The following is a 26,100-nucleotide window of genomic DNA, read 5'->3' as shown; positions in this document are numbered from 1 at the left end:
AATTTTACTATTGAATATATAAAGGCCGAATCACAGCATGATTCGGCCTTTATTATGAAAAATAAACGTCAATTACATTGAATTTTATTTACTTGATTTTAGTTTATAGCTCAAAATCTTTTTTGAATTTCAAACCAAATTCACTGCGGTCATTACTGCGCATTACCCCAACAAAACCTGATTGTTGTAGGCGACCAACATCGTAAACTTCGTTTAGAACGTTTTCACCATACAGTGTAACTTCCATATCGCCATATGGATTAGTGTACGAAATATTAAAACCAACTAGTTCACGAGAATCAATGGTCTCACTTTGGTTGTAAACTGATTGACCTTGCATTTCACTGCGATACGAATAATTAGCATTAAACGCAAGTGTTGCGCCACTCTCTAAATCCATAAAGTAAGAAGGTGCAACCATGACAGTCCAGCGTGGCGTCAGTGCTGGTGAATCGCCTTTACCTATGCCTTGTACGCCCTCAGCCACTTCTGTTATTTCAGAATCTAAATAACCAACTGCACTACGAATAGTAAAGTCATCGGTAATAGCAACAGTTGTTTCAAGCTCAATACCTTGCGCTTTAGATTGACCCGCATTTTCTACAATTGTTACAAAGCCACCACCCGCTGTTGGATCTGAAAACGGTAATGCTAAATCGGTGTAATCAGTCACAAATACCGCAAGCATCATAGATACATTTTCGTGTACTTGGCCTTTTAAGCCCATTTCGTAGTTAATCGCTTTTGTTTCGTCAAACGATACAAATTGATCTGGTCCACCAAATGGACGCGGTGGAAAACCACCTGTTTGATAGCCTTTTTGAATCTGGCCATAAACATTCATATTATTGCTAAGCTGATAAGATGCATTTACATCCCACGTAACCGCATCAAAATCTGCACTTACATATTTACGAGTTGGAAATGATGGGAATATAGCATTTGCATCTTTCTTATCTTTTGAATAACGAAGACCACCACCAACCGTTAAATCGTCAGTTAAATCGTAGCTGGCATTTATATATGCTGCATACGAATTAGTTTCTTGGTTAATTTCAAATTCGCCGTAACCGCCAAATGATTCTGTTACACCATCATTCAACAAGCCATTAGGTGTATTAAATGGGCTGAATACAAATGGGCCTGAACGTGTAAAGCCATCTTCATTAAAAAAGTAAAGACCAGATACAAAGTCCATATTATCGAATGTTGCATTTAGCTGAACTTCAAAAGAGTATTGATCAGCACCGCCCTCCTCTGGAAACTCAGACAAGTTTAAAGGTGATGCATCATCATCTAGGCCACCTTCATACTCAGATGTACGGTAACTTGAGATAAACTTAGTAGTAAAAGTATCGTTAATTGCCCAATCGGCTGAAAACGATGTGCCCCAACCTGAGTAAGAGGTAGATTCAATACCCGCAACAGTTGTGCCTAAATCATCAGGGTCTGATGGAATTAAATCTTGAGTCAATAATGGGAAGTCGCCATTAAAAACATCATTTGAGTCTAGTGGGTCTGTCAATTCAATTGTATAAGGCGATTGGCCAGATTCGTTATCAACACCATCTAAAGAAAAAGTGAATGCTAAGTCGGTATTTGCTTGCCATTTAAGTGCAACACGACCACTAAATTCTTCTTCTTCACCAATTTCTTTTTCTGGGTTTGCTAAATTAACAGCTTCGCCCACACCATCACGTGTTTTGTACGATGCACTTGCAGACATACTTACATCATCTGTTAGTGAGTTATTAAAATAAACATCACCGGCAATACGCCCACGACTTCCCAGCTTAGCTGTAGTAGTAACAATACCTTCATCACCAGGTTGCTTTGTAATTACATTTACAGCGCCACCTAATGTATTACGACCATATAAAGTACCTTGCGGGCCACGAAGCACTTCAACACGCTCAACATTAGGTAATGATAAGTTAGAACCCATTTGGCGACCTAAGTACACACCATCAAGATACACACCCACACCCGGATCGGTAGTTATTATGTGATCTTGCAAACCTATACCGCGGATAAATACAGACGCATGCGCAGAATTGCCCACGCCATAGCGGGTAATATTTAAATTTGGAACATATTTACCAATATCTTCTAGGTTACTCATATTGGCTTTATCAATTAGGTTAGCGCCAATTGAAGTGATAGCGGTTGGAGATTCAAACAGGCTCTCTGTACGTTTACGAGCTGTGACTTCTATCTTTTCAAATGCGTCTTGTTTAGCTGTTTTTTTAGTTTCTTCGGCGTTTACAGAGGTAGTGAGTGCAACAAAAATTGCTAGACTTAACTGTGAGAGGTTACGTAATTTCAAAATATTCTCCAAAGGATACCGTGTGATTTAGTTATACATTTATACTTAAGAGTATAAATTTCAGGCATAAAAAAAGATGCGTAATGCATCTTTCCTCTGGATGGGTATTATATGACAGAATTGTGAAGAAATGTATAAAATATTTAAATAAGTGTATAAAGAATAAAAGTGATTCAGGCATTGTTAGCTTTAGGTGGATTATCATAAATAAAGAACATTAATATCAACCTAACTAAAAAGCTGTTTTAAAACAAAAAACCGCATAAATACAATTTTAAAAAGCACATAAAACGTACTTTACACATGTACTTTAGTGTATAAAAAAAGAGCTACAACACATTCTCCTACCATTGAAATTAACTAAAAATAAGAATATAGTACTAAAATGTAGTCTATGGATAGAATATTATGAATATCGAAAACACAGCTGATAAAAGCCTCAAATGCTTCACAAATCCAAATTACACTTCACTTTTTTGTGTTGCAGCTGACTTCAACGTTTTACTTGTTAATTATCAAGCTTTAAACGTCATTACCAATTATGAACTTATTAATCAATTCATGCTAAAAAATGGTCACCAAGGACTGGTAATTTTTGATGTCCCAAAAGACTGCGATGTACTAGCATTAAAAGAGTGGCCAAATTTAAAAGGATTGTTTTACGAAGGTACTGACGAAGTACTACTTCAACAAGGATTAGAAGCCATTGAACAAGGAAAGTTATGGTTCCCTCGTGCAGTAACCGATGATTGGATGAGGCAAATGCTAGCGAGTGAACAACAAACTACGCTGCAATCAAACAACTTAACCTGCAAGGAAATGAAAGTATTAAACTTATTATTTTCTGGCTTACATTCAAGTGCAATTGCCGACACTTTATTTATAAGTGAAGCTACTGTTCGCGTCCACCTACACAAGGTTTACCAAAAAATTGCTGTAAAAAATAAGCAACAAGCATTACTTTGGTGTCAAAAAAACTTAAATAAGATCAATAGTTAAGCGAGCTTATTTGAAACCTTATTGTGTCTACTCGACTTTGACTCTGAATTATTATTTCAACTGAAAGCATAAAGTAAAAGTTGGCCCCACTTAAATACCCTATACAACCAGCAACTTTCTTTTCTTAAACAGCACTCTGGAAGTGCCTTTCATGTCGAGTCAATATCAAAAACCCACTTTTTCGAACTTAATACTGCAAATAAAAATTATACTTTTCTCCTTACTACTTATTAATACCTGAATAATTACAAGGTATTGATATTACTTATTGTACAAAGCAGTGGCCCGGCCCACAAACTTTCAGATCTCCAGCAAATACTGGGCCAGGCCCTAGAGTAGTAATTACTGATAACGAAGGCCACCACTTTCAGAATGCATTGACTCTCCATAGGTGAATTTCAATTAATCACTAGTTTTATACTCACGAGGTCATCTGATAGAACTGCAAAGTATTATTTTGTGTAATGGAGACACTAAATAGCGAGATATAACCTATCAAAAGACTTACTTCATCGTAACTGTATGCATTCATTGCAAAGCAACATAATAAAAACCAAGTTAGCTTCTTCATCCGCGCCATTTCCTTTGAACAACCTCGCTAAGACAAATTTAATCCTATACTAAAACTTCCGTTTAGAAAGTTGCCATTTGCTTATAGCTAACTTTACTTATTAATAATTTCGACTATATATTTACATAAAATATAAACATTTAAACCAAGTAACTTGTGTGAAATACATAGAGTTAAGTAATAGCAACTTTATGTAGCAGTAAATACAGCTCTGATGGCTTACAGATAAAATTATAAAAATAAGTTACAGGTGGCATATTTTTATACCCGAAGACAGGGCTAAACATTTTTAAACACAAACATTCTCACCTGATTAATTTAAAAAACAAAATAATATTGACTAAAAATTAAATAAAAACCTTAAACCATTCTGTTTATTAGATAAATACTCGTTATGCACTTATACTAATAAAGAAATCAACATTTAAATAACAAATAGGAACAACATATGAAAAAGCTATCTGTAGCAGTGGCTGTATGTGCAGTTTTAGCATCTAGCTATGCTAGTGCTGAGGTAAGAATTAATGGTTTTGCATCAATTGTCGGTGGTAAAAGTCTGGATAGTGACAGTACTTTGTACGGCTATGATGACGATATCTCTTTTAAAAATGAGAGTAAATTCGCTTTACAATTATCTGCAGACCTACATGAAAAGCTAACAGCTACGGCTCAAATTATTGCGCGTGGAGAGGATGACTTTGACGCTACATTCGAATGGGCATACGTTACTTATGAATACAGCGATGAACTGCAATTTAGCGCTGGTAAAATGCGTGTTCCTTTTTACAAGTATTCTGATTTCTTGGATGTAGGTTATGCTTATCGCTGGGTACGTCCGCCAAAATCAGTATACGGTATCCCATTTTCAACTTATGAAGGAGTTAGTGTAGTTTACAGCTCTCAATTGGGTGATTGGGATTCTACGCTTCAAGGCTTTTATGGTGCATTCGATGGTGATATTGACGTATTTGGAACAGAATTACCTGCTGAATTAAATAATTTAGGCGGTATAAACTGGAGTCTATCATACGACTGGTTCAGTGCGCGAGCTGCATACATTGTAGCCGACACTAGCATTTCATCAGAGGATAGCGGCCTAATTGGTCTCGTAAGTGTATTGTCTGATAGTGGCTTAACTAATACTGCGAATGACCTAATCACTGAAGAAGATAAAACGAGCTTCGTTGGCGTTGGTTTTTCTGTTGATTATGAAAACTTTTTGTTTGATGCCGAATATACGCAATTTGAGGTTGAAGACAGTATACTACCAGAACAGTCACAGTATTACGCATCAGTTGGTTACCGTATTGACAGTGTAATTGTTCATTTTACTTATGAAGATAATGATGACAAACATGACTCATCACGTTTTAATACCATTGAGTCAATACCAACCTTAAATTCAGCTGTAAATGGTGCTCTTGAAGGTCTTCGTGCACAAAGTAACGTATACACAATTGGTGCACGTTATGATTTTCATCCTTCCGCTGCTTTCAAGATCGACTTTAGTCGTTTTGAAGATGACATAACTGATACAGAGACGGATGTTGTAGCTGTTGGTGTAGATCTTGTCTTTTAATTGGAGCTTATGATGAAAAAATTAATTTTAGTAAGTGCACTTTCATTGTGCTCAATTAATGTATTTGCAGAAGTTGCTGTGATTATTAATCCAAGCAATGCTAGCTCTGTAGATGCTGACACAATAAAAAAGATTTATCTGGGAAAAAGTAAGTCATTTAGTAATGGCGATAAAGTTAATCCTATAAATCAAGACGGTACATCTGTAGCTGATGAATTTAACGACAAAGTAGTGGGTAAGTCTAGCAGTCAGTTAAATGCATATTGGTCAAAGCTTGTATTTACAGGTAAAGGTACCCCGCCTGAAAAACTAACATCTGACCAAGCTGTTATTGATTTTGTTGCAGCTAATGGAAATGCAATTGGCTATGTTGATAGCGCTAAAGTGACCGATAAAGTAAAAGTTATTGCGACCTTTTAGCAGTGAAATTGATATAAAAAACCACCCAGAGGTTAATACAGATAGGTTGAGAAATATTTAACTAATCGATAAACCGGCCTTCGGGTTCCTTTATGAAGGCTTCTGAATTTATTCAGAGGCCTTTTTTTTGCAACCCACTACAACACTTTCTCTAGCCAATAGCTACGCACCCAATTCAGAAGACTTCTGTCAACTGAGTGTTACGACGTGTGCAATTAATATTATTAACTTAATTCAGACTATGTTTATTGAGAACTCAGGGAGCATCCCTAAATAAATAGAGCAATAGTAAGCTAAAGTAGAGCATCACATATTACTAATAAAGCGAGAGTGGACATATACTAGGTATGTCAAACCAGATATCCAAACAAAAAAGCCAGTCAGCGGTTAACTAACTGGCATCAACCCTAGGGTAGATTTTTATACTGGCTCAGTACTAAGCTTTACTCGATTCTAAACTTAGCGGTTGCATCTAATAGGTTATCAGATAGGTAATGTAGGTTTTTGGCTACGTCGCGTACAGCAAGTAGTGAGTCCATAGTATCTTCGAACGATACATGCATATTTGACACATTATCTACTACCATAGCTGCAACGGATGTTTGTTCTTCAGTTGCTGCTGCTATTTGCGAATTCATACCATTAATTTCTAACATTTGCTCTGCGATTTTCTCTATTGAAATACCTGTTTTTTCTGCGGCTGTAGCATTATCTGTTGCCATATCACGTGCTGAAGTCATAGCAGCAACAGATTCATTTGCGGCAGTCGTTAATGATCCCAATAGTTCACGTATTTCATTAGTAGAATGTGCAGTGCGAGAAGCCAGTTCACGAACCTCATCTGCCACTACAGCAAAGCCTCTTCCATGTTCACCTGCTCGTGCAGCTTCAATAGCAGCATTAAGAGCAAGTAAGTTTGTCTGATCTGCAATAGACGTAATTACATTCAAAATCTGCGATACATTTTTTGTATCGTCCGCAAGCTTATTAATAGTCCCTGCAGCTCGATTAATTTCATCACTGAGCGTACGAGAAGCGGTAACTGACATCTGTACTTGTGTACGACTTTGTTCAACTTCTTTCTCGGCCGTTTCAGCTGCGTGAGAAGCGTTAGCTGCAGATTCTGATATATCACCAACACTCTGCTTCATTTCTTCCATAGATTGCTTAACAATTTCAGCATCTGTGGTTTGCTTTGTTGTAGCACGCTCAGCTTGTTCCATACCTTGAACTAGTCGTGTTGAGTTTTCCATTAAAGGCTCACATACAGCAATAACTTCAAGAACTGTTTCTCTTAGTAAAGAAATAAATGCGTTAAAATTAATAGAGACTTGGCCAATTTCGTCTTCTGAGTTAACAGATAGCTGTGTGCTTAAAGAACCATTGCCGCTTGCTAATAAACTAAGGTTGTTAGCTGCATCACTCGCAGATGAACCTATATTCTTAGCAATCCAAATAGCCATAAACAATAATAAAATTAATGAAATAATGGATACAGCTAACATTAGAGTTAATGCTTCATCAGAGCGCGCTTTAGTGTTGGCAACCAGTTCAAAAAAACGATTATCCGCTTTTTGTTGAGCGCCTTTAAAACTTTCTAAGACAGATCCATATAAACTTGTTTTAAGCTGCGCTTGTTGCTGAATCTTACTAAAATCAGCAGTACCGTTAACCATACCTGTAGCAATACTTGAGGATATTTTTTCATAATCTGACAACTCATTAATAATATCGTTATTAATGTAGGAGTTATTAAGTTGCGTTATTAAGGTAATATTAGACTCTAAAGTTTGATATACCTCGTCTGCTTTAACTATAAGATCTTGCTCACCAAACGTAACCGCTTGGGTATAAAGTTCATCAAGTTTTTCTAAAAGCCCTACGTTTTGCGACGTTATTTTTACAACCTTATACGATGAGTTACTCATTTCATCGAGAGAAACCTTATTATCATTCATAGCTAAATAGTTTATCAATACGATCACTATGAAAGCCACTACCGCAATGCATGTTATTGCATGTATTTTTTTTGTTATGCTTAGGTTTTGAAAAGAGAAGCCTGAAGCCATACTGTGCTACCTTATTTTATTGTCTATATCTATTATCGGCTTGATATCTATAAGTGTGAGCTAAATTTGTAATATTTCTAGTTTTTTCTAACAAATAGAAGAATTATTTAACAATAAACACACATCGCTCATAAAACGATCACAATAAATTACAGATACAAAAAAACCAGTAACATCACTGCTACTGGTTTCTAAATTTGGTGCGGATGGGGGGACTTGAACCCCCATGCCCTAAAGCACCACCCCCTCAAGGTGGCGTGTCTACCAATTCCACCACATCCGCATTTTTTAAGCTTTCGCTTAATTGTTAAACATGTGATTTATTTGAGGACTATAAATCGTTTAACGATAGCTTTACGCTAAATTAGTTTGGTACTTCAGAGCTTTGCTCTTTAGTAGATGTTACTGGAACATCTTCTTCAACAGGAACTACTGTTTCTACTGCTGGAGCTGCTTCTAGGTTTTCCCATTCGTCAGTCTTTTTAATTTGACCAGCAGTTAGGTTTCCTAACACAATGCTTAATACAAAAAATACCGTTGCTAAGCTTGTGGTTGTTTTTGTCATAAAGTTACCTGCACCTGACGAACCAAAAACTGTGCCTGATGCACCAGCGCCAAATGAAGAACCCATATCTGCGCCTTTACCTTGTTGAATTAAAACCATTCCAACTAGAGCCAAAGCCACAACTAAATAAACTACTAATAAAATTTCGTACATCTTATACAGTCCCTTTTGCACTGTTACAGATTGCAGTAAAAGATTCTGCTTTTAGACTTGCGCCGCCAATTAAGCCGCCATCTATATCTGTTTGTGCAAATAATAATTCGCTATTTTTTTCATTAACGCTACCACCATATAAGATGGTAAGCCCTTGTGCTAAATTGCTATCAAGTGATGCAATTTTGTCACGGATAAATTTATGAACAGTTTGTGCCTGCTCTGGCGATGCAGTCTTACCTGTGCCTATGGCCCAAACGGGCTCGTATGCTATCACAGAATCTTTCAGTGCTGCTACACCTAATTTCTCTATTACTGCATCAATTTGTGCAGCAACTACTTGTTCGGTTTGGCCGTTTTCTTGCTCACTTTCGCTCTCGCCTACACATAATATTGGTGTTAACCCAACTTGCTGTGCTCTAGCAAACTTTTCAGCGACTGTTGCATTACTTTCGTTATAAATACTGCGGCGTTCAGAATGACCAACGAGTACGTAAGTTGCACCTAAATCTTTTATAAGCTGCGCATCAACTTCACCAGTAAATGCGCCAGGTGTATTTTCAGAAACAGTTTGAGCTCCTGTAGAAACACCGCTAGCTACCATTGCTGGTACAAGTGGGAATGGAGGAAATAAAACAATGTCCATCTCTTGTGATTTTACATCGTTAATAGCGTCAGACATTTGTTTAACTAACTCTAAAGAGCCATTCATTTTCCAGTTGCCTGCGACCATCGCCTTGCGTATTGCCATTATCCACTCCACATTAGAAAGCGGGCGAGATATTAACTTTTCTCGCCCAAAGTTACAAGAGATTATTGTTATTAATCAGTTTGTTTGCTCATAGATTCTACAACAGCTGCAATTTTTTGAGCGCTGTCTATTACAATCTTTTCTTGCTCGGCTTCAACCATAACACGAACCACAGGTTCAGTGCCTGACTTACGCAGTAAAACACGGCCTTTATCGCCTAAAGCAAGCTCTACTTCTGCTACAGCTGAAAGCACTTCTGGTGCTTTTGTCGGGTCAGTTCCAGCTGTATAACGCACGTTAATCATCTTCATTGGATACTTGGTAAAACCAGCGCCTAAGTCTTGCAATGTACGATTTTGTGCAACCATAGCAGCAAGTACTTGTAAGCTTGAAATAATACCATCACCCGTGCTAATTAAGTCTAGATTCAGTACATGACCTGAGCTTTCACCGCCAATTTTCCAGCCTTTTTGCTGTAGTAATTCCATAACATAGCGATCACCCACTTTACTGCGAGCAAACTCGATACCTTTTGCTTTTAAAGCGTTTTCAAGGCCCATGTTAGACATAACAGTACCAACTACACCACCACCCAAATTATCATCTTGGGCTGCTTGGCAAGCAATAATATAAACCAGATCATCACCATCAAAAACACGGCCATTATGATCAACCATCATCACGCGGTCACCATCACCATCGTATGCAATACCTACGTCGGCTTTAAGTTCAAGCACTTTACGTTTAAGGGTATCTACGTGAGTAGCGCCACATTCATGGTTGATATTAACGCCGTTAGGCTCACACGCATGTGTTATTACTTCTGCGCCAAGTTCACGCATAACAGAAGGTGCAATATGATAAGTTGCGCCATTTGCGCAATCGACAACAATTTTAAGACCTTCTAAAGACAGGCCTTGCGGGAACTGGCTCTTACAAAACTCTATATAGCGGCCATCCGCACTGACTAAACGCGATGCTTTGCCTAATTTATCTGAAGCAACGCATGTCATTTGCTCATCAAGCATCGCCTCAATTTCAAGCTCTACTGCATCATCAAGCTTTAAGCCTTGACCATTGAAAAACTTAATACCGTTATCGTAATACGGATTATGTGAGGCACTAATTACAATACCTGCCTCAGCACGAAATGTTTGCGCTAAATAAGCAACGGCCGGTGTCGGCATAGGACCCAATAATACAACATCAATACCAGCAGCAATTAAACCAGCCTCAAGTGCGGTTTCAAGCATATAGCCCGAAATACGCGTATCTTTACCAATAATTACTTTTTTAGTACCACTTTGCGATAATACACGCCCAGCAGCCCAGCCTAGCTTCATTGCAAATTCAGGGTTTATTGGAGCAGCGCCTACAAGTCCACGCACGCCATCGGTGCCAAAATATTTTCTTTCTTTCATTGTGAAATTCCTTGTTCGCAGGCTTGATATACACCAAGTACATCTGCGGTTTCTTTTACGTCATGTACACGAATAATTTTTGCGCCATTTTGCGCTGCGATTAACGCACCCGCTAAGCTGCCCGCTAACCGTTCATTTGTATTTCTGTTTAATAAATTACCTATCATCGATTTACGAGATAATCCGGCCAATAATGGCAAACCTAATTTATTAAAATCGTCAAACTTAGCCAATATTTGATAGTTATGACTAAGCGTTTTTCCAAATCCAAAACCTGGGTCTAGAATAAGTCGTTCAAACTTAATCCCAGCTGTTTCACATGCTTTAATACGTTCACTAAAAAACATACTTATATCTGCAAACAAATTATCGTAATGAGGTGACGATTGCATGCTCCGGGGCTGCCCTTGCATATGCATTAAACAAATTGCTACATCTTCATACTGCGCAACCGTTTCTAAGGCGTCTATTTCTTGTAAAGCTCTAACATCATTGACTATATCTGCACCTGCAAGTATTGCTTGTTCCATTACCTGTGCTTTACTGGTATCAATTGAAATAACGCAATCACTGTGCTGACGTATCGCTTTAATAGCGGGGATTACTCGAGCAAGTTCATCTTCTAAGCTAACATCTGGCGCGCCTGGGCGAGTAGATTCTCCCCCTATATCTAAAATTGTCGCACCGTCATCTAATAATTGCATTGCGCGTTTTAGCGCTATTTTGGGATCTAAAAACTGCCCACCATCAGAAAATGAATCCGGCGTTACATTTAGTATTCCCATAATAACGGGCTTTTCAAGATTAAGCGTACGCCCTCTCGGAAGCTTTAATATGTTAGTCATTGCCAACCTTTATTCTTTTTCTAAATAGCTGATACAAAAAAGCCCCGAAGTTCGGGGCTTTCATTACTATTTTAACGATTATTCAGCTTTGTCATCAAGGTTTGTTTCATCTTTTTTTGATGAATCATCAGTCTTTTGACTTTCATCAGCAACTGGTTCTTGAGGTTCTTCCGCTTTTACCGGTTTAGCTTCATGACGGTCATGTGCATCACGCGGTTCACGTACTGGTTGGCGTGCCATTAAATCATCAATTTGCTTAGCATCAATAGTTTCGTATTTCATTAACGCATCTTTCATTGAGTGAAGAATATCAATATTTTCTTTTAATATTTCTTCTGCTCTTTGATAGTTACGATCTGAAAGTAATCGAACCTCTGCATCAATTACTTTTGCCGTGTCATCCGACATGCTAGATGAGCGACTACCGCCACCACCCATATACATTTCGTTCTGATCTTCAGCGTAAAGTAACGGACCTAGTTTTTCACTTAAACCCCAATGTGTAACCATTTTACGCGCTATATCTGTAGCTCGTTCAATGTCATTACTTGCACCCGTTGTTACTTTATCTGCGCCGTAAATAAGCGCTTCAGCAATACGGCCACCATAAAGGCTAGAAATCATTGATTCTAAAAGCTCTTTTGAATGGCTAACACGATCTTGTTCAGGCAAGTACATTGTTACACCCAGCGCACGCCCACGTGGAATAATAGATACTTTATAAACTGGATCATGTTCTGGCACCATACGACCAACAATTGCATGGCCAGCTTCATGGTACGCTGTCATTGCTTTTTCTTGCTCGCTCATCACCATGGTCTTGCGCTCTGCGCCCATCATGATTTTATCTTTAGCAGCGTCAAATTCAGCCATACTTACAACACGTTTATTACCACGCGCTGCATAAAGTGCAGCTTCGTTTACTAAGTTTGCTAAATCCGCGCCAGAGAAACCTGGAGTACCACGTGCTATAAGAGCTGCTTCTACGTTATCGCCTAATGGCACTTTACGCATGTGTACTTTAAGTATTTGCTCACGACCACGAATATCAGGTAAACCTACTTCAACTTGACGGTCAAAACGACCTGGACGAAGTAATGCAGGGTCTAATACATCTGGTCGGTTAGTTGCTGCGATAACGATAATACCTTCGTTACCACCAAAACCATCCATTTCTACTAGCATTTGGTTAAGTGTTTGCTCACGTTCATCGTTACCGCCGCCCATACCAGCACCACGTTTACGACCAACAGCGTCAATCTCATCTATAAAGATAATACAAGGCGCCGCTTTTTTAGCTTGCTCAAACATGTCACGTACACGTGACGCACCAACACCCACAAACATTTCAACAAAATCTGAACCAGAAATTGTAAAAAATGGCACTTTAGCTTCACCAGCAACAGCCTTCGCAAGTAACGTTTTACCGGTACCTGGAGGACCAACCATTAGTACACCTTTAGGAATACTACCGCCAAGTTTTTGAAACTTAGAAGGATCTCGTAAAAAGTCTACCAGCTCAGTAACATCTTCTTTCGCTTCATCACAACCTGCAACGTCAGCAAACGTTGTTTTAATTTGATCTTCACTCATTAAGCGAGCTTTACTCTTACCAAATGACATAGCGCCTTTACCGCCGCCGCCTTGCATTTGACGCATGAAGAATATCCATACACCTATAAGCAGTATCATCGGGAACCAAGAAATAAATATACTTGCTAAGAATGATTGTTCTTCAGGTTGTACACCCTTCACATTTACATCATTTTTAAGTAAATCATTTATTAAGTCTTCATCGTACATTGGCATCGTTGTTTGAAAACGCTCACCACTGCTCTTAGTACCAGTAATATTTCCTGTACCGCGGTCGATAATAACTTCTTGTAAAGAGCCACTGCGGACATCTTTTACAAATTGAGTGTAACTTGTTTGACGATCAACTTGCTCGCCGCCATTAAAGCTCTGAAAGACTGACATCAGCACAACTGCAATCACCAGCCATAGTATTAAATTTTTCGCCATATCGCTCAAGGGGTTAACCTCTTGTATCCAATTAATTTAAATTCAACTAAACGCCAAGCAACTGTACTACAGTTTGTATCCAGTCGCTACTATATATACTTCCCGAGAACGGGCACGTGAGGCATCAGGTTTGCGTATTTTCACTGCTTTAAAACTATTACGTACATCTTGCAAGTATTGATCAAAGCCTTCTCCTTGGAAAACTTTAACAATAAATGCGCCATTTTTCTTTAGTACTTGACTACACATATCCAGCGCAAGTTCTACCAAATACATACTACCCGCTTGATCTACTGAGTTATTACCACTCATATTTGGTGCCATGTCAGAGAGTACCACATCAACATTTTTACCATCAATACGTTTTAACAACGCATTTAATACAGCCTCCTCACGAAAGTCACCTTGTAAGAAGTCAACACCCGCAAGTGAATCCATCGGTAATATATCACACGCGATCACTTGGCCTTTGTCACCTACTTTTTCAGCCAAATATTGAGACCAACTTCCTGGAGCCGCCCCTAAATCAACAACTGTCATACCTGGACGAAGTATTTTATCTCTATTTTGTACTTCATCTAATTTAAAAACCGCTCGGGAACGCCAGCCTTTTTTTTGCGCTTCTTGAACATATTTATCATCAAAATGTTCTTTCAGCCATCGCTGTGAACTGGCTGACTGTTTTTTATTTGTCATAAATTAACACGCAACTAATTAGTAATATTCTCTAGATGGCGTTAGAATACCCTTAATTCAAGCCATATTCAGCAAAATTTGTATAAACATGACATTATCAAACAAACAAAAGCAGTTTTTAAAAGGTCAGGCACATAGCCTTAAGCCTGTAGTTTTACTAGGTTCTAACGGTTTAACCGAAGGCGTAGTAGTAGAAATTCAAAGTGCATTAGAAATTCACGAATTAATCAAAGTTAAAGTTCCAACTGACGATCGTGAAACAAAAGCACTAATTTTTGAAGCAATCGTACGTGAAACTGGTGCGACTAAGCTACAAACGATAGGTCACACTATTGTGCTTTATCGTCAAAGCGTTGAGAAAAAAATACATTTACCGCGTAACTAATTATTCCTGTTAAAGGATTTAGTGCGTTTAAATTGAAAAAACCAGCTTAATGCTGGTTTTTTATTATTTAACGTTTTAAATCAAAAACTCATTTTATGATGGGTTACATCATATTCACTACCATTACTACTGGGCTTCTTATTCAATATAAAGTACTGAGTAAATTGTGTTTCACTCATTGCTGGCACTTTTTCATTCGAAAGTAGCTCGGCTAGTTGCGGTGTTGTATTACTGTGCCCAATAACAACAACTACACCTTTTAGTTTTAGTAACTCATTTTTTAAATCACTTAGCTCATCTGCGTTATACACATTTACGTCGGTATTAAAATATGCCTGCAAAGGGGCCGCTGTTTGTAACGTGCGTTTATAGTTGCTGCTGAAAATATGTATATTTTGATACTCTTTGAAAAAAGTAACTAAATTATTTGCACGTGCCTTTCCCACCTCTGAGAGCGCTGGATTTTTACCCGTTAGCTTTTCGCTATGACGAAACAAATATATCTCATCAGGTGCTGCAAACACTAAACTACAATTAAATAACATGACTAAAAAAGTGATTGCTAATATTATTTTATTATTCATATTTTTTTACCTCGTTTGTATTCTAGTAGCCTGTCGATAAATTCAGTCGTTAGCTCATTGATTACGCCGGTTTCAGCATTAACTATTAAGCTAAAACCAATATTTAAGTGAGGAAATACAACCACATCACTTCTATAACCTTGCACCCAGCCACTATGATAGTAAAGTGTTTCATCAGCATAGTTATAAACGCGCCAACCTAACCCATAATAAGCTTCATTAAGGTGTTTTTTCCACACCCTGCGATGCATTTCTTTTTTTGTATGTGTATAAGGGCGTGTTTGTTTTGCTAGAGTATCCAATGACAAAATATCAGGGTAATGCCCTAGCTGGGCTTTTAACCAAATGGCCATGTCACTTGCACTCGCGTTTACACCCGCTGCAGGTCCCACTTTATAATAATTTTTTTTAAGCTTAGCGCTATACCAACGTTTTTTACCGCGCACGTGTGGTAATGCGTAATTTTCATCCTGAACCATAGATTCAAAACCTAAGCTCGCATCACTCATTTTTAATGGCTCAAAAATAGCTTCTCGTAACCACTGTCCGTAACTTTTTTCGGTGCTTTGTAATATCACATCGCCTATAAGACTAAACATAACGTTTTGATAGCCATAACATTCGCCGGGTTTGCAAATTGGTTTGACGCTAAGCAGCTTTTCAACAATACCTGGGTAATCCATACGAGATTCAATTAAATTGTCGTATGCATTAGGAACTAATCCACTTGAATGGCTTAAAAGATGAAACACCTTTAAATCATCTTGATAAACAGTCCCTTTAAAATCAGTTATGTATTCGCTAACAGGCTTATCTAATTCCAGTAGGCCGTTAGCAGCCAATTTAGCTGATAACGAGCCTGCAAATGTCTTCGAAACAGACGCGAGTCTAAACCGAGTATGCTTATTAACTTTTTGTCCATTTCGTGATTTAGTTACGCCCATGGTGTGGATGTAATCTGAATTGTTTATATTTACAATCGAAAGCGCTGCACCGGGTATACCTTTACTTTTTAATTTTTTTTGTGCGTAACGGCCGTACTTTTTTACAAATGCATCCCAATCAGGATCCACTTTTGCTGCAAAACCCACAGAACTAAACAGCAAACACAAAGCAGATAGGCAATACAATAAAGAGTTGAGATACTTCATTTTTTATAAATTTTATCTTTTTAACTACATCTGCGCAGATAATATCATGAAGTTTTGTTTGGACTAACGTACAATACGACGATTATTTGGTTTTAAGCGAGTGTTTAGTACTTATGCGTTTTTTAGTTGTGTCACTTTTTATTTTATTAACAACTGGTTGTGCTATTACAAAGCAACCGGCCGAACCACTGGCTATGCCATTAAAGCCAACATTAAAAAGTCAGACCTATCAACTTGAGTACACTACAGAGCACTCATCTCCAAAAGTTAAATCGGTTCAACTTCCTGCACATAAAGTAGTTAGAAACCAAACAGTAAAAATCATTACCGATAAGGCAAGCGTAACCGATAAACTTCTATCGCAAATTAGCCAAGCACTGAACGATAAACAACTAAAAGTAACAACTAAAAATAACAGTGACTACACACTGACTATTCAGCAACTCGATTTAACTTTCACAGACGATACTAAGTACGCAATAAAGCAACCAGAGAAGCCATTTACTTTATATTCAAATGTTGCCCAGCAATACCCAACACAGCAGTGCGCTGCAATATTTGCACAAGTTAGTATGCGTCTCACGCACAAGTCATCGGGTGATGTTGTTTGGTTTGCTAAATCTTCAATCGACAGCGCAAGTTTTCATCGTGAACCACTAATTTACAATTTCACCGAAGAGCAAAAAATCACAAATGAGCTTGAGGTTGTCGCTTTTATTCATCAGCAAAACACTGACGAGGCCCGTATTGAAAGACTTGGCAAAGATATTCAAATCCCTCAGTACAAAACGTTGTCAAAACTATCTAGCCTTACTAAACTTAGCGGTCCATGTAATAGAACAGAAGTAAGTGCATTAACACCTATGATGCAGTTTTACTTGAGTAGTATATTAATCGATAAAATTAAAGTTCAGTAAATTAGGGTCTGTTGATCTTTACGGATTAAAATTTGTTCAAACTAGGGGCTATTTAATCGCGGCGCGAGATTTGTAACCTAGTGGGCTAAGTCAAAACCGAGCAACAAAGAGTAAATAGCCCCTAGGAAGACCCCTTTGGGCAGCGCCTGTTTGGCATTAATGCTACGTTATCGCCCATTTATGGGGAATAGCCACACTGCATAGGCTCTGCCTTACCTAAATACCAAACAGACTGCTGCAAATTTAACCTTGAAAGATCAACAGACCTAACACTTACTACATTTTTTTACAGATTAAAGGAACGAATTAACAATATACTACGCTTAATAACAAATAATAATTAGGCCCTAAGGGATGAGAAACGCTTTGCTTAACCATACTTTACTGAGCATAACACTGCTTTTTTGCTGCATTTTTAGCACGTCGAGTATGGCAAGTAACCGCTATTATGCAGATAATACGTTAGAGCCAACCCAAGGCTTTGCGTGGGATTGGAGTGCTGGTGCGGGCTTTTATATTGAAGATTCTTACCTTGTCGGCATTGAGTCTTACGATAAAGGCGTTGAGCTCGACTTAAGTCTTGCTGTTTCCTACGATAAATTTTACCTTGATTTCGATCACAATCAACTCAGTGGCGGCCTTGTAATAGGCTACAGTCTTATAGATAAATTTGATTGGGGACTAGATATATTAGGCACAAATACTCAAGCTGGATTTGACGAAAAAGGCCTCGGATTCTATAACCATGGTGTTATAAAAGAACTCCAAGGTATAAAAAAACGTAATTACGACTTTGACGTCGGCCTTCGACTTTCTCGTCGATTTGAAAATTCTCAATTCTCTTTTGAATACCTTCATGATGTATCTGGCGCGCACAATGGCTGGGTTATAAACAGCTTTTTTAGTCACATTTTACCATGGCGAAACTGGGAGTTTAGATCTGGTGTTGGTTTAAGCGCCTACTCTGCTGACTTTACCAATTATTACTTTGGTATTGATAGCGATGAAGCCACCAGCCTTCGCCCGGTTTATAGCAGCAATGCCAGTACTAGTATTATTTTTGAGTTCCATGCTGAGTACCCAATAAGCCAAGATTGGGTGTTTTTATCCGGCTGGCTTACCACATGGTTTTCAAAAGAGATTGACGACAGTCCAATTATTTCCCAAGGATATCAACACAAAGCCAAGGTAGGCCTACGTTATGTATTTTAGATGGATCTGTGTATTACTGATCTTCCCCAGTACTTTTACTGTTAAAGCTCAGGAACCTCCTGAAGCACTCATAGCAGTTCCCGATACCTGCGTTGCATTGCGCGAAGGGCGAAATTGCTATGCTGACGTAACGCTAACGTGGGAGCAACCTATCATTGGTAATTACTGCCTACGTGACGCCACCTCAAAGTACATAATGCAATGTTGGCTCAAGCAACAGAGCGGTACCTTTAATTATGCATTTGATTCACAGCAAAGTATTTCATTTGAACTATTTGACAGCAATACCTCTAAAATAATTAGTATTGCCGAAGTAAAGCTTCAATGGGTATATCAAAACAGGCAAAAAAAGCGCCGCTGGCGACTATTTTAATACCAATCGCATTAAGGATATTTTCATGGATAACTATGGCACTATTTTACTCGTTGAAGACGATGTATCACTTGCTCAATGGGTTGCTGAATACTTAACAGAGCAAGGCTACACAACGCATGTTTGTCACAGAGGTGACGAAGTAATTAGCCAAGTCAAAACGTTAAATCCAAATATCGTGCTCCTTGATATTATGCTTCCAGGGCAAGATGGTATAAGCGTGTGTAGAGAACTTCGTAGTTTTTATAATTCGCCCATCATAATGCTCACCGCACGCGATGAAGAAATGGATGAGGTCATTGGTCTAGAAGTAGGTGCAAGCGACTACATAATGAAACCTGTACGCCCTCGTGCATTGCTAGCGCGTATAAAAGCAGCCCTTCGCCAAAATAATGAGCCAAATACCCCACACGTTAACGAGAGTGTTATTAATGTTGGTGCGCTTAGTATTGATACCGAATCTAGAAATGTAAAACTCAACAAGCAAGACGTAAACATATCAAGTGCTGAGTATTTACTGCTTCATTACCTTGCGAGCAATGCAGGCCAAGTGGTCTCGCGTGACGCTGTATTTAAAGCAACCAAAGGCAGAGAATACGATGGGCTTGATAGAAGTGTTGATGTACTTATTTCTGCACTTCGTAAAAAGTTTAATGATGATCCACAAAACCCTGAAAAAATTAAAACTATTTGGGGCCGTGGATATTTACTTGTTTCTACTGCGTGGTAATAAAGTGATGAATAAATAAATGAAAAAGTTTTATATATCGCTTTTAGGCAGTGCACTTTTATCTATTGTGGTATTGGGCTGGCTTATTGATGCTTTTAGTCAACAAGCGCATACCCCACAGGATGAATTTAGTCAGCAAAGTAAAATGATCATGGGTTTTAGCAAGCAGTTAGCTAACATACCCACATCTGAGCGCAGCGATTATGTAAAACAACTGGCGCTAGAGTTTGATGTTTTAATTGATTACAAACCTAATGAATCACTTGCTTTACCGCCTTCTTTATTATTACAAATGCACACGCCGGGTGGGCTGATTTTAGAAGATCAGCAAGGCTTTTATATGCTTTATAGCAGCGCTGTTTTAAATCCTTTTCACTTATCAATGCGTTTAGATAAAATTTTTGATAGCGAGCAACATAACGACATTATATTAACCTTACTCTTTTACGCAGGCTTATGTGTATTTATGGGGTTTATTATTGCGCCCTTAGCTAAACGATTAACCGTGTTAAATGAAGCCGCTAAAAAGTTTGCCTCTGGTAATGTTCAAGCCCGAATAAAAGTATCGCATTTTACTTACATAAAAGACGTAGAGCTTACCTTTAACCGCATGGCCAGCCAAATAGAGAAACTTGTCGCCGAAAACAAGCTAATGGCTTCAAGTTTATCTCATGATATACGCACCCCTATCGCGTGCCTGCGATTTGGTTTAGATGCGGCATTAGATAGCCATGATGAGCAAAAAGTAAAACAGTATTTAACCCGTATGGAAAATGATTTAGACCATATGGAATCGATGCTTAGTAGCTATTTAGCTTTTGCTACTTTAGAGCAAAATGCTAATAAGCTGACCTATTCGTCAACAAATATTAAGTCCTACCTTGAAGATATTTTAGTGCAGCTTGCACCAAAACTTGAAATGCAAATGCTCAACGTACAACTCAATAGTACAGATAAAATAATAAATGCAGATCTTCACTGGCTGGCTCGTGCAATTACTAACTTATTAACTAACGCATGTGATTTTGCAAACCAACATATTTACCTCAGTGCAAAGTTACAAGAGCAACAGCTTATAATAACGGTAGAAGATGACGGTCCGGGTATCGCTCGAGAAAATTTTAGTAATGTATTTAGCCCATTTTTTAGGGAAGAAGATCACCGTAACAGAGCTGATAAAAGTTACGGCCTTGGTCTAGCTATTGTTGAAAAAGTAGCCGACTGGCATCATGGCAGTGTTAAAGTAAGTAAAAGTACCCAGCTAGGTGGTGCGTGTTTTACTTTCACTATTGCACAGCATCATAATTCGTAAAGCAATAGTTACAGACTGTAATTAGCAATTATTAAACAAAATCAACTCGTTATTTTAAACGACTCGATAACAACAATTAAAATCGATGGTTATAACACACACTTTACTTATTAAATTGTGCTAGATCAGCAAATAAGCACTTTTTATTTTTTAACATTTCCAGTAGATTGTCACCGCCGTCACACAATAGAGAAGTACAATAATATGAGCGCAGTTAGAGGCGAGTTCAGCTCTCGCTTTGGTTTTATTATGGCCGCCGCGGGTTCTGCCGTTGGTTTGGGCAATATTTGGGGATTCCCTACACAAACAGCAAGTAATGGCGGTGCTGCATTTTTAGTCGCATATTTAGTGCTTGCGTTCTTTTTAGCCTACCCCGCTTTAATGGCTGAACTTATGATTGGTCGTCATGGCCAAGCAAATGCGGTTTCATCACTTCAAAAAATATCTAATAAGCCATGGCAAAAACACTTTGCCTTTATTGTTGGTTTTGGCGGTATTTTATGTGCTGGCTTTATATTAAGTTTTTACGCGATTGTTGCCGGTTGGATGCTCAGCGCTACAGCTGAACCCATAGCTACTCTTGTCGGTACCGACACAGCATCGACATGGTTAAGTGAGCAATCACTTACCCGAAACATTATATTCACTCTCGTCTTTATCGTACTAACTGTCGCTATTATCAGTAGAGGCGTTGAGAACGGTATTGAAAAATGGTCAAAACGTTTAATGCCCGCTCTTTTGGGGATTTTATTTGCACTTATTGCTTATGTAATGACCCAAGATGGCGCAATGGAAGGTTTAAAGGCTTACTTAGTTCCTGATTTTTCGTCTATTTTTGACGCAAAACTATTAGTTAGCGCACTAGGACAAGCTTTTTTCTCTTTATCGCTAGGTACTAGCGTAATGATTATTTACGGCTCGTACATTAGCAAAAAAGAAAATCTTGTTTCTTTAGGTGCCTATGTAACCCTTATTGATGTATTTATAGCCTTTGTAGCGGGTTTACTGATTATTCCGGCTATGTATGTAGCGCAAGCTCAAGGCGTTGAAATATTCTCGGCCTCAACAGGTAAATTACTCTCTGAAGATACGTTAGTATTTCAGGTACTCCCTGCTTTATTTGATGGAATGGGCGAAGTTGGCTTATTTGTGGGCTTTTCATTTTTTGCGTTAATGAGTATTGCCGCTTTAACGTCATCTATTTCAATGTTAGAGGCGCCAGTATCATACACTGTAGAACGCTTTGGGATGAAACGCGTTCAGGCAACCTGGTTGATTGGAGCTTTAATTGCTATCGTTAGCATTATAATTGTGTGTAACCTTAGCAGCTTATTTGGCTTAGTGATTACTTTAACTACAAAAGTAGCTCAACCTTTGCTTGGCCTGATGTGTTGTATATTTGTAGGCTGGATTTGGTACAGAGGCTCATTACTTAAAGCAATTAAAGAAGGTAATCCTGAGGTCCATAACACATTGTTTTGGAAAATATGGCCTTGGTATACCAAGTTTGTGTGTCCACTTGCTATTGGTATGGTGTTTTTACACTCACTCTTGAGCTAAATAATACCTTAACCTTAAAATAGTCTTAAATTAAAATAGCCCACATTAGTGGGCTTTTTTATAGCTGCTTAAATTGGATTTATTTAGCGAGTTTTAAAATCATATCTTGATGAGGTATACCGTCTTCTAAATATTCACTTTTATAATCCTCAAAGCCAAAAGAGCGGTAAAAATCAAGCAAGTAAGTTTGTGCACCTATATAAATATCTCGCTCAGGCCACCGCTCTTTACAGCAGTCTATAGCTTTACTTACAAGTAAAGTGGCGTCGCCTTTGCCACGCGCGCTTTTACTTACCAGCACGCGTCCTATTGCGCTGTATTGCTCATTTTTTTCATAGCATCGCGCATAAGTGTGTAGCCGCCCATTGTCTAATGTATATAAATGCTGTGTATTTAAATCAATATCTACATCATCAAGTTCAGGGTAAGGACATTTTTGCTCTACAACAAACACATCAACCCGCCCACGCATAATAGTAAAAAGAGTCTGTGTATCAAGAGCGTCAAACTGCTCACATTTAAACTGCATATTAAATCCTATAAGCAAAAAACCCAGCTTAGGCTGGGTTTATTAAAATCACTCGCTAGCTTAGTTAGCTTATACTAAGTAAATAAGCGCTCTAGCTGATCACACAACTGCGATAAATTCACATGATCGTGCTCTATGGTCAAATCTACATAACCATCGCTTTTAAAGGCTCTGTCTAGCTCTATAAGCACATGTGTTTTATGTGCCTCTGGTACAAACGATAATTCAATCTCCTGAATGCCAAATAAGCTGCGGCTATTAGGTTTATACTCAAGTTCTTGGTAACACCCAGATAATGACTGAAAAGTTGAAGCCCGTAAGTGGCCTTTTTCTACGTCAGCTTTCATTAAACTAAAACCTAACTTTTCCATCGCTTGCATACACGTTTTAACCGCTTCATTAGGGTAAATGTGTAAATGATCTTTATCTGTTGGGTCAAGTGCTAAGTCTATATCTAGGCCTGTTTCTAGCCACACATGTGATTGATTATAACCTGCATTAATTTCTGTAATAGGTGTTTCAGAATGAAGACGTGCTTCAAAAGGGATGTTTTTAACTTCGCCTGGCTCAATTGTACCAATATCTGTAATTCGCCATTGCTCAATTACATGATTAGTAAAATAATCACCATCATCACCCGCAACTTTAACACGAGTCATTAATAATAAATCTAAGCCTGCGATATCTTGGTTAACATCCCCTGCTGTGATAACTATTTGTGCGTTAAAAAGTTGACCTGGTTGTAGGTGTTCAGTTTCTAAAATAGTGTCTACTTTTGCAGCACCAATACCTACCGACGCTAAAATCTTTTTAAACATATCTCTCTCCTTAAGCTGAGCTGCTCTATTATTTGCTCTGGCTTAAACTTCTTCGTTATCGCATCTTAACCATATTTAAAAGCTAATGTCAGTGAAAAAATGTTATTTACATACTATTTACGATTAAATAAGTGTTTAATGCGCATTTTTCATACGCAGCAAGGCAAGTAATTGATTAGACGCGTTCATTTTTAGGTCTATTATATTTTCAATGGCATAAATTTTTCGTTACACTGCAACACCAAATGAAGTGATATTAAGAATTATGGAACTAATCTATTTTGCTGCCGCGTTTGTTTGTGGTTTTGCCGTTTATCAATTAAAACTACCTCCTCTTATTGGATTTTTATTAGCAGGCTTTGCTTTAAATTTATCGGGATATAAAAGTACAGAGTTGCTCGATACAATTGCAGCACTTGGCGTAACCCTTCTTCTTTTTAGTATTGGCTTGAAACTTAAAGTTAACAGTTTAATTAAACCTCAAGTTTGGGCACCTGCAACATTGCATATCATTTTTAGCAGTGCGTTATTTAGTGGTTTTATGCTGTTACTTGGCGTATTCGCTATTCCACTATTTGTTGATTTAAGTTGGCAAAGTGCTTTATTAGTTGGGTTTGCGCTTAGCTTTTCAAGTACTGTATTTGCAGTAAAAGTGCTTGAAGAACGCGGAGAAATGGCAAGTTTACACGGTAAAATAGCCATTGGTATATTGGTAATGCAAGATATCTTTGCTGTTATCTTTTTAGCTATTAGCACTGGCAAAGTCCCAAATTTATGGGCAATTGCACTAATAATTGCTTTGCCTTTATTACGACCTGTAATGTATGGCGTGTTGAACCGATCTAAACATGGTGAACTATTACCATTGTTTGGTTTTTTCTTTGCTCTAGTTGCTGGTTATCATGCATTTGAATTTGCAGGCCTAAAAGGCGATTTAGGTGCACTAATAATAGGAATGATGTTTGCCCCTCACAAAAAGGCAGGCGAGCTATCAAAATCCCTGCTTAATTTAAAGGACATATTGCTAGTTGGCTTCTTCTTAAGTATTGGTTTGAGCGCAGAGCTAACCACTAACTCCTTGATTGTTGCTATTATACTTATTTTAGTATTACCCGTTAAAATAGCGCTTTATTATGTGTTCACTAATATATTTAAACTACGCGCGCGTACATCATTACTTACTGCTTTTAGCTTATCTAACTACAGTGAGTTTGGTTTAATTGTATGTGCAGTGGCTGCAACTACAGGCATGATCACCTCTGAGTGGCTAGCTGTAATGGCAATTGCTGTTTCTATTACCTTTATAATTGCCTCCCCATTAAATAAACGTTCAAACGAGTTGTACGTAAAAATAGAGCACTGGTTATTAAAGTTCGAAAGTAAAACTCGTTTAGCTGAAGAGCTACCTGTTAACCTTAACGATACTAGAATAGTCATTTTTGGTATGGGACGTATTGGTACTGGTGCTTATGAGACTATCAACGCGACTCACCCAAATGTTGTTGCAGGTATAGATATAAAACCTGAGGTGGTAGATAAGCACGTTAACAGAGGCCGCAATGTCTTAATTGCTGATGCAACCGACCCTGACTTTTGGCAACGAGTAAATCACTCGCAAGTAGAAATGGTTATGCTTGCAATGCCAAAACACATGCAAAATATTTTTGCCTTAGAGCAACTACAAGCCTCCGGTTATAAAGGTCAAGTAACAGCTATTGCAAACTACCCTGATCAACAAAAAGAACTAGAAGAAATGGGTGTTCATTCTACTTATAACTTTTACCTAGAAGCCGGTAGTGGTTTTGCAGAGCACGTTAAACAAGAGCTATTTAACGAATAATTACTTTTTATAACGTCTATAAATAACAAGGCCTTAATCAGTTAAGGCTTTGTTATTAGTTTTTAAATAAAAAGCAATTCTATTTACATTCCTTTACAAGCCAATTCACCACAACAATGAAAAACAGGTAGACTAACTGTGTTGGTTAAATAAGAACCCATGTTCTAATAATAACTTAATTAGATCCCAGCTAATTAAAGTTCAACTAGGTTTATATCAATCAACATAAAATTATTAAATCAGAGGGCCTACTCCCTCGCAAAATAGGCTGT

The 26,100-nt window shown here is 38.1% G+C and carries 23 protein-coding genes and 1 tRNA gene; 11 read left to right on the top strand and 13 right to left on the bottom strand.

Annotated features, from left to right (window positions below; all coding sequences use genetic code 11):
• Window positions 1-103: 103 nt before the first annotated feature.
• Complete coding sequence (locus I6E72_RS02860) at window positions 104-2,326, bottom strand: TonB-dependent receptor (RefSeq protein WP_197110999.1); 2,223 nt, start codon at window positions 2,324-2,326, stop codon at window positions 104-106.
• A 408-nt stretch (window positions 2,327-2,734) separates the two neighbouring features.
• Here I6E72_RS02860 and I6E72_RS02855 point away from each other — a divergent pair, with 408 nt between their 5' ends.
• The 3 genes from I6E72_RS02855 (at window position 2,735) to I6E72_RS02845 (ending at window position 5,895) form a co-directional block, all read left to right on the top strand.
• Window positions 2,735-3,325 carry a LuxR C-terminal-related transcriptional regulator gene (locus I6E72_RS02855; protein ID WP_165721603.1) on the top strand — a complete coding sequence of 197 codons (591 nt, stop codon included), beginning with the start codon at window positions 2,735-2,737 and terminating at the stop codon, window positions 3,323-3,325.
• A 1,019-nt stretch (window positions 3,326-4,344) separates the two neighbouring features.
• Entirely contained in the window at window positions 4,345-5,475 is a 1,131-nt protein-coding gene (locus I6E72_RS02850; RefSeq protein WP_197110997.1) for a porin, read from the top strand.
• A gap of 12 nt (window positions 5,476-5,487) precedes the next feature.
• Window positions 5,488-5,895: a phosphate ABC transporter substrate-binding protein gene (locus I6E72_RS02845; protein WP_024590963.1), complete on the top strand. Its 408-nt coding sequence runs from the start codon at window positions 5,488-5,490 to the stop codon at window positions 5,893-5,895.
• Window positions 5,896-6,338: 443 nt separating this feature from the next.
• Here the strand turns inward: I6E72_RS02845 and I6E72_RS02840 are convergent, their stop codons facing one another.
• The 8 genes from I6E72_RS02840 to rlmE all read right to left on the bottom strand — a co-directional run bounded on the left by I6E72_RS02840 (window position 6,339) and on the right by rlmE (window position 14,417).
• Window positions 6,339-7,964 (bottom strand): methyl-accepting chemotaxis protein, encoded by a 1,626-nt coding sequence (locus I6E72_RS02840; RefSeq protein WP_024590962.1) that lies wholly within the window; start codon window positions 7,962-7,964, stop codon window positions 6,339-6,341.
• Window positions 7,965-8,162: 198 nt separating this feature from the next.
• A tRNA-Leu gene (locus tag I6E72_RS02835) sits at window positions 8,163-8,247 on the bottom strand.
• A gap of 81 nt (window positions 8,248-8,328) precedes the next feature.
• Window positions 8,329-8,682: a preprotein translocase subunit SecG gene (secG, locus tag I6E72_RS02830; protein ID WP_024597872.1), complete on the bottom strand. Its 354-nt coding sequence runs from the start codon at window positions 8,680-8,682 to the stop codon at window positions 8,329-8,331.
• Between the two features lies 1 nt (window position 8,683).
• Window positions 8,684-9,433 carry a triose-phosphate isomerase gene (gene tpiA / locus I6E72_RS02825; protein WP_007586641.1) on the bottom strand — a complete coding sequence of 250 codons (750 nt, stop codon included), beginning with the start codon at window positions 9,431-9,433 and terminating at the stop codon, window positions 8,684-8,686.
• Between the two features lie 71 nt (window positions 9,434-9,504).
• Window positions 9,505-10,854, bottom strand: a complete 1,350-nt coding sequence (glmM, locus tag I6E72_RS02820; protein ID WP_007586638.1) for a phosphoglucosamine mutase — start codon at window positions 10,852-10,854, stop codon at window positions 9,505-9,507.
• Window positions 10,851-11,699: a dihydropteroate synthase gene (gene folP, locus I6E72_RS02815; protein WP_010553862.1), complete on the bottom strand. Its 849-nt coding sequence runs from the start codon at window positions 11,697-11,699 to the stop codon at window positions 10,851-10,853. Before folP ends, glmM begins: the two co-directional genes overlap by 4 nt.
• A gap of 78 nt (window positions 11,700-11,777) precedes the next feature.
• Window positions 11,778-13,721, bottom strand: coding sequence for an ATP-dependent zinc metalloprotease FtsH (ftsH, locus tag I6E72_RS02810; protein WP_032827068.1), 1,944 nt, complete (start codon window positions 13,719-13,721; stop codon window positions 11,778-11,780).
• A gap of 66 nt (window positions 13,722-13,787) precedes the next feature.
• Window positions 13,788-14,417: a 23S rRNA (uridine(2552)-2'-O)-methyltransferase RlmE gene (gene rlmE / locus I6E72_RS02805; protein WP_007586629.1), complete on the bottom strand. Its 630-nt coding sequence runs from the start codon at window positions 14,415-14,417 to the stop codon at window positions 13,788-13,790.
• Between the two features lie 88 nt (window positions 14,418-14,505).
• On the opposite strand from rlmE, the gene yhbY reads away from it, so the two are divergent.
• Window positions 14,506-14,802, top strand: coding sequence for a ribosome assembly RNA-binding protein YhbY (gene yhbY / locus I6E72_RS02800; RefSeq protein ID WP_002963153.1), 297 nt, complete (start codon window positions 14,506-14,508; stop codon window positions 14,800-14,802).
• 80 nt (window positions 14,803-14,882) lie between these two features.
• Here the strand turns inward: yhbY and I6E72_RS02795 are convergent, their stop codons facing one another.
• Both I6E72_RS02795 and I6E72_RS02790 read right to left on the bottom strand, forming a co-directional pair.
• Entirely contained in the window at window positions 14,883-15,386 is a 504-nt protein-coding gene (locus tag I6E72_RS02795) for a SixA phosphatase family protein (protein WP_024606925.1), read from the bottom strand.
• Complete coding sequence (locus tag I6E72_RS02790) at window positions 15,383-16,537, bottom strand: serine hydrolase domain-containing protein (RefSeq protein ID WP_197110995.1); 1,155 nt, start codon at window positions 16,535-16,537, stop codon at window positions 15,383-15,385. The genes I6E72_RS02795 and I6E72_RS02790 overlap by 4 nt, the downstream gene beginning before the upstream one ends.
• A 113-nt stretch (window positions 16,538-16,650) precedes the next feature.
• Between I6E72_RS02790 and I6E72_RS02785 the strand changes: the two genes are divergently transcribed.
• From I6E72_RS02785 to I6E72_RS02760, 6 genes are all read left to right on the top strand, one after another.
• The gene (locus I6E72_RS02785) at window positions 16,651-17,454 is read left to right on the top strand and encodes a hypothetical protein (protein WP_024606927.1); all 804 of its coding nucleotides are present in this window, start codon (window positions 16,651-16,653) and stop codon (window positions 17,452-17,454) included.
• 429 nt (window positions 17,455-17,883) lie between these two features.
• Window positions 17,884-18,666, top strand: a complete 783-nt coding sequence (locus I6E72_RS02780) for a MipA/OmpV family protein (protein WP_007586620.1) — start codon at window positions 17,884-17,886, stop codon at window positions 18,664-18,666.
• Entirely contained in the window at window positions 18,656-19,039 is a 384-nt protein-coding gene (locus I6E72_RS02775; RefSeq protein WP_007586617.1) for a DUF3019 domain-containing protein, read from the top strand. Before I6E72_RS02780 ends, I6E72_RS02775 begins: the two co-directional genes overlap by 11 nt.
• A gap of 25 nt (window positions 19,040-19,064) precedes the next feature.
• Window positions 19,065-19,769, top strand: coding sequence for a response regulator transcription factor (locus I6E72_RS02770; protein ID WP_101216200.1), 705 nt, complete (start codon window positions 19,065-19,067; stop codon window positions 19,767-19,769).
• A gap of 19 nt (window positions 19,770-19,788) precedes the next feature.
• Window positions 19,789-21,081 carry an ATP-binding protein gene (locus tag I6E72_RS02765; protein WP_197110993.1) on the top strand — a complete coding sequence of 431 codons (1,293 nt, stop codon included), beginning with the start codon at window positions 19,789-19,791 and terminating at the stop codon, window positions 21,079-21,081.
• Window positions 21,082-21,285: 204 nt separating this feature from the next.
• Window positions 21,286-22,641 (top strand): sodium-dependent transporter, encoded by a 1,356-nt coding sequence (locus tag I6E72_RS02760; protein WP_197110991.1) that lies wholly within the window; start codon window positions 21,286-21,288, stop codon window positions 22,639-22,641.
• Between the two features lie 79 nt (window positions 22,642-22,720).
• On the opposite strand, the gene I6E72_RS02755 is transcribed toward I6E72_RS02760, so the two are convergent.
• Together I6E72_RS02755 and I6E72_RS02750 are read right to left on the bottom strand one after the other, a co-directional pair.
• Entirely contained in the window at window positions 22,721-23,170 is a 450-nt protein-coding gene (locus tag I6E72_RS02755) for a GNAT family N-acetyltransferase (protein ID WP_197110989.1), read from the bottom strand.
• 74 nt (window positions 23,171-23,244) lie between these two features.
• Window positions 23,245-23,988, bottom strand: a complete 744-nt coding sequence (locus I6E72_RS02750) for a sporulation protein (protein ID WP_197110987.1) — start codon at window positions 23,986-23,988, stop codon at window positions 23,245-23,247.
• A 265-nt stretch (window positions 23,989-24,253) separates the two neighbouring features.
• Here I6E72_RS02750 and I6E72_RS02745 point away from each other — a divergent pair, with 265 nt between their 5' ends.
• On the top strand, window positions 24,254-25,828 hold the full coding sequence (locus tag I6E72_RS02745; RefSeq protein ID WP_007586608.1) for a cation:proton antiporter family protein: 1,575 nt from the start codon (window positions 24,254-24,256) through the stop codon (window positions 25,826-25,828).
• Window positions 25,829-26,100: the final 272 nt, after the last annotated feature.

It is taken from the genome of Pseudoalteromonas sp. NSLLW24 (assembly GCF_015864725.1).
GTDB lineage: Bacteria > Pseudomonadota > Gammaproteobacteria > Enterobacterales > Alteromonadaceae > Pseudoalteromonas > Pseudoalteromonas arctica.
Note: the sequence above shows the minus strand (reverse complement) of the source record. Positions and strands in the feature narration are given on the sequence as shown.